Source organism: Bacillus sp. P4_D3 (assembly GCF_056401855.1).
The window spans coordinates 1-4,122 of record NZ_JBFUIN010000280.1 but is presented as its reverse complement, the minus strand read 5'-3'; the positions used below and the strand labels follow the sequence as shown (position 1 = coordinate 4,122).

Genomic DNA, 4,122 nt, shown 5'->3' with positions numbered 1-4,122 from the left:
CTAATTATGTGAATTATCATACGTTACCTTCTTTATTGGAGGAGACACCAACAGGAAACGAGCAATATTATAAAGGTATATTAGCATCAATAAGAAGACTTCTTGTTTTTTGTGAAGAAGGACTTGATGCATGTTTTGTTTTGTTGAATGGCCAACCATTTCGAAAGACCGCAGCTGAAAAAGTTTTATATAAGATTTACCATCAAGTAATTGCAGAGTTTTTTTCGCCAAAGAATGATCATTGGTATGAAAATAGTCGTTCTGCTTATACAGGGAAAAATTCTATTGTTTTTCAGCAAATCCCTCCTGTATCTATAGAACGAGTGATGAAGGAGTTAGAAGGGAAATTTCAATTGATGCGTGAAGAACTAGAATATTATGAGACAGATTACCAAACAAAAATGTTGCACAAATATTAATTAAGGAAAAGAAGCTAAGGACACTTAGCTTCTTTTCCTTTTGTACAGTTATATAAGGGATTTTCATTGAATATATTTAAGTGGATAGCAATAAGGAGGTGTAACATGAGTCAGCAAGGTGTATTTACAGATTACTTTCATGAAGTAGAAAGTTGGTGTGAAAGTGTTCTTCACGTATTAGATAGCCGTGCAATGGAAGTGTATGATGTCCATATGCTTGCTTATAAAATTCAGACGTTATTAGAGCGTATGAAAGAGCATGAATACGACACAGATGCCGAGTTTATGTACGAAATAAGTGAGGATGTAGAACATATTCAACACCATTTACAGGAAGTATTTATGCAAGAAGGAGAGGAATATGAACTATGTGAAAGAGGGGATAGCGAACGCGCTGTTCCGATTGGGGGGCATACCCTTCCACCATTACCTTATCCATATAATGCGCTAGAACCGTACATTTCACGAGAAATTATGATGTTACACCATGATAAACATCATCGTAGTTACGTGGAAGGATTAAATAAAGCAGAGAAGATGATGGAAGAAGCGAGAAAAACAAATCAATTTGATTTAATTAAGCATTGGGAAAGAGAAGCGGCTTTTCATGGATCAGGTCATTACTTACACACGATATTTTGGAATAATATGAAAAAAGATGGGGGCGGGGGTCCACGAGGGGCATTATCACAAGAAATTGAGAAGGATTTTGGGAGTTACTTACGTTTCCAAAAACATTTTACAGAGGCGGCCTCGAAAGTTGAGGGGTCTGGATGGGCAATCCTTGTATGGGTGCCTCGGTCCGGAAGATTAGAAATTTTGCAAAGCACGCTTCATCAATTGTTTACACAGTGGGATACGATACCACTCCTTGTACTGGATGTATGGGAACATGCGTATTATTTACAATATCAAAATCGAAAAGATGAATATATTAAAAATTGGTGGAATGTTGTAAATTGGCCAGATGTAGAAAAGAGATTTGAAAGTGCGAAGCAAATTGAATGGACACCGTATTAGACGCATATCCCATGCGTCTTTTTTAGTGGAGGTGGAAGGAAGATTTCGTTCATATTTTAAAAGGCCAAGCATAAACTTGTACAAAAAGTGCCAAAAGGACGTGGGGGGGAAATATGAGACGGATTTGTATAATAATTACGCTAATTATAATGTACGCAAGCGTTATGCCGATTCCTGCATATGCAAAAATGAACGGTGGTGTCAGTGCTCGTAACGCAGTCTTAATGGAACAACAATCCGGTCGTGTGCTATATGGAAAATTAGAACATGAGCCACAAAAAATTGCTAGTATAACAAAAATTATGACAGCATTGTTAGCTGCTGAATCAGGAAAAATGAAAGAGTTAGTATCGGTTAGTAATGAAGCGGTACGAGTAGAAGGATCGGCAATTTATTTAAAACCTGGACAAAAAGTGAAGCTAGAAGATTTAGTTTACGGATTAATGCTTAGATCTGGTAATGATGCAGCACAAGTAATTGCTGAAAATGTGGGAGGGAGTATAGAAGGGTTCGTATATTTAATGAATGAAAAGGCGAAAGAAATCGGAATGAAAGATACACATTTCTCAAACCCGCATGGCTTGGATGGGGATGGATCGCATTATTCGTCGGCTTATGACATGGCATTATTAACGAAATATGCAATGGGGAACGAGACCTTTAAGAAAATTTTTGGAACAAAAACGTATAAATCAGATTCTTGGGATTATCCGTGGAAAAATAAACATAAGCTTGTGACATCTTATTATGAATTTGCAACAGGGGGAAAGACAGGTTTTACGAAGAAAGCAGGACGGACGCTTGTCACAACAGCTTCAAAAGATGGACTAGATTTAATTGTCGTAACTTTGAGTGCTTCTAGTGACTGGGATGATCATATGAATTTGTTTGATAAAGGCTTTGAACGCTATAAGCAAGCGAAAGTTTTAGGACAAGGCGCACTCGCTGAAATAAATGAAAAGAAATATGCCAATCATGTTTATACGAAAAATAGTTTTTCTGTACCTTTAACTGAAGAGGAAAGAAAGAGCGTGTTATTGAAAGTTGAGCTCGATAAAAGTGAAAAACTTACGGATGGAGTAAAGATTGGGAAGACAGAAATTTATGTAGGGAACGAGAAAGTTGGAGAACGAAATTTGTTTTACAGTAAACGAAAGTTAGTAGCTACAACGGGAATGTATTGGAATAACGTAAAAGAAATCTTCTCTTACATGATAGGTGTTGGGATAGATGGTTAATCTCGTATGGGCAGCGATGGCAGTTATAGGKATTGTGTATGCCATGATAAATGGAACGATGGAAGAAGTGACCAAAGCAGTGTTTGAAGGGTCAAAAGATGCTGTAACGATTTGTATTGGGCTTATTAGTGTTTTAGTATTTTGGCTCGGTTTAATGAAAATTGCTGAGGAAGCTGGATTGTTAAAGAAGTTAGTATCACTTTTTATGCCGATAGTAAAAAGATTATTTCCAGAAATACCGAAGGGTCACCCGTCAATGGGATTCATTTTATCAAATATGATGGCGAACTTTTTTGGGTTAGGTAATGCAGCAACACCTTTAGGTATTAAAGCAATGGAACAACTGAAAGAGTTAAATGGTGGAAAGGATTCAGCAAGTCGTTCTATGGTGACGTTTCTAGCATTAAATACTTCAGCAATTACATTAATTCCGACTACTGTCATTTCAATTCGAATGACTTATGAATCAGCAAACCCTACTGAAATCGTTGGCGTAACATTTATAGCACAAGTGTTATCGATGATTGGAGCGATTTGGATTGACCGCTATTTTTACCGGAGAAGGAGTAGAAAGGGGCGGAAAAAATGAGTATTGTAAATACAATTTCATTATGGGTAATTCCTTGTGTAATTGGTTTTATCCTTTTGTATGGCACGATAAAGAAAGTTCCAACGTATGAATCGTTCGTTGAGGGCGGAAAAGAAGGGATTCAAATTGCGGTTTCCATTTTGCCGTTTATGGTTGGAATGCTTGTATCTATTTCTATTTTCCGGGCATCAGGTGCTTTAGATGCGATGATATCGGTAATGAAGCCGATGTTAGACTTTATTCATGTACCAGCCGAAATCGTTCCACTTGCACTTATACGTCCGATTTCGGGATCTGCTGGTTTAAGTATTACGACCGATTTAATCGCTACATATGGGCCAGACTCGTTTATTGGTAGGTTAGCTTCAACGATGCAAGGTAGCACAGATACGACTTTTTATATATTAACAGTATACTTTGGGGCTGTCGGTATTAGAAAAATGGGAGATGCATTAAAGGTGGGACTTTTTGCGGATTTAATCGGAATTATTTGTTCGATTGTGTTTGTTTCCCTATTGTTTCGGTAATGCTATTCATTTTTTTCGCTATTTCGCTTATAATACGTATACGACCACTATTAACGTGTAGTTTAATAGTGGTTTTTTTATGCGGTATTTTTGACAAAATGGTGAACTTTTATCGTGGACAACATGAAAAAGTGTAAATAATAATAAAGGGTGAAAACGTGGTATAGCCTTTATACGTTTATTATCATTGCTATGTTGTTAAAGATAGGCGAAGTAAATGGCATAAAGCTTAGGCGGTTGCCAAGTCTTTCTAATGTAAGGTAAGATAAATTTGAGGTGAAAAAAAGAGATGGAACGATTACAAAAAGTGATTGCGCAAGCAGGTATTG

At 37.0% G+C, this 4,122-nt stretch carries 5 protein-coding genes; all 5 read left to right on the top strand.

The genetic code is table 11. The features are described from left to right. A partial coding sequence (locus tag AC1DTM_RS19300; protein ID WP_477000670.1) for a DUF3907 family protein occupies window positions 1-419 on the top strand: 419 nt, incomplete at its 5' end. Window positions 420-524: 105 nt separating this feature from the next. Then, window positions 525-1,439 carry a superoxide dismutase gene (locus tag AC1DTM_RS19295; RefSeq protein ID WP_016104311.1) on the top strand — a complete coding sequence of 305 codons (915 nt, stop codon included), beginning with the start codon at window positions 525-527 and terminating at the stop codon, window positions 1,437-1,439. Between the two features lie 113 nt (window positions 1,440-1,552). Continuing rightward, window positions 1,553-2,677, top strand: a complete 1,125-nt coding sequence (locus AC1DTM_RS19290) for a D-alanyl-D-alanine carboxypeptidase family protein (protein ID WP_002158617.1) — start codon at window positions 1,553-1,555, stop codon at window positions 2,675-2,677. Then, a complete protein-coding gene (gene spmA / locus AC1DTM_RS19285; RefSeq protein ID WP_016104312.1) occupies window positions 2,670-3,266 on the top strand; it encodes a spore maturation protein SpmA in 597 nt (198 codons plus the stop codon). Before AC1DTM_RS19290 ends, spmA begins: the two co-directional genes overlap by 8 nt. Further along, window positions 3,263-3,793, top strand: a complete 531-nt coding sequence (spmB, locus tag AC1DTM_RS19280; RefSeq protein ID WP_002086660.1) for a spore maturation protein SpmB — start codon at window positions 3,263-3,265, stop codon at window positions 3,791-3,793. The genes spmA and spmB overlap by 4 nt, the downstream gene beginning before the upstream one ends. The last annotated feature ends 329 nt before the right edge of the window (window positions 3,794-4,122 follow it).

Coding starts and splice junctions, on each gene's coding strand:
- AC1DTM_RS19295 (WP_016104311.1), top strand. CDS start 525: ATGAGTCAGCAAGGTGTATTTACAGATTACTTTCATGAAGTAGAAAGT.
- AC1DTM_RS19290 (WP_002158617.1), top strand. CDS start 1,553: ATGAGACGGATTTGTATAATAATTACGCTAATTATAATGTACGCAAGC.
- spmB (WP_002086660.1), top strand. CDS start 3,263: ATGAGTATTGTAAATACAATTTCATTATGGGTAATTCCTTGTGTAATT.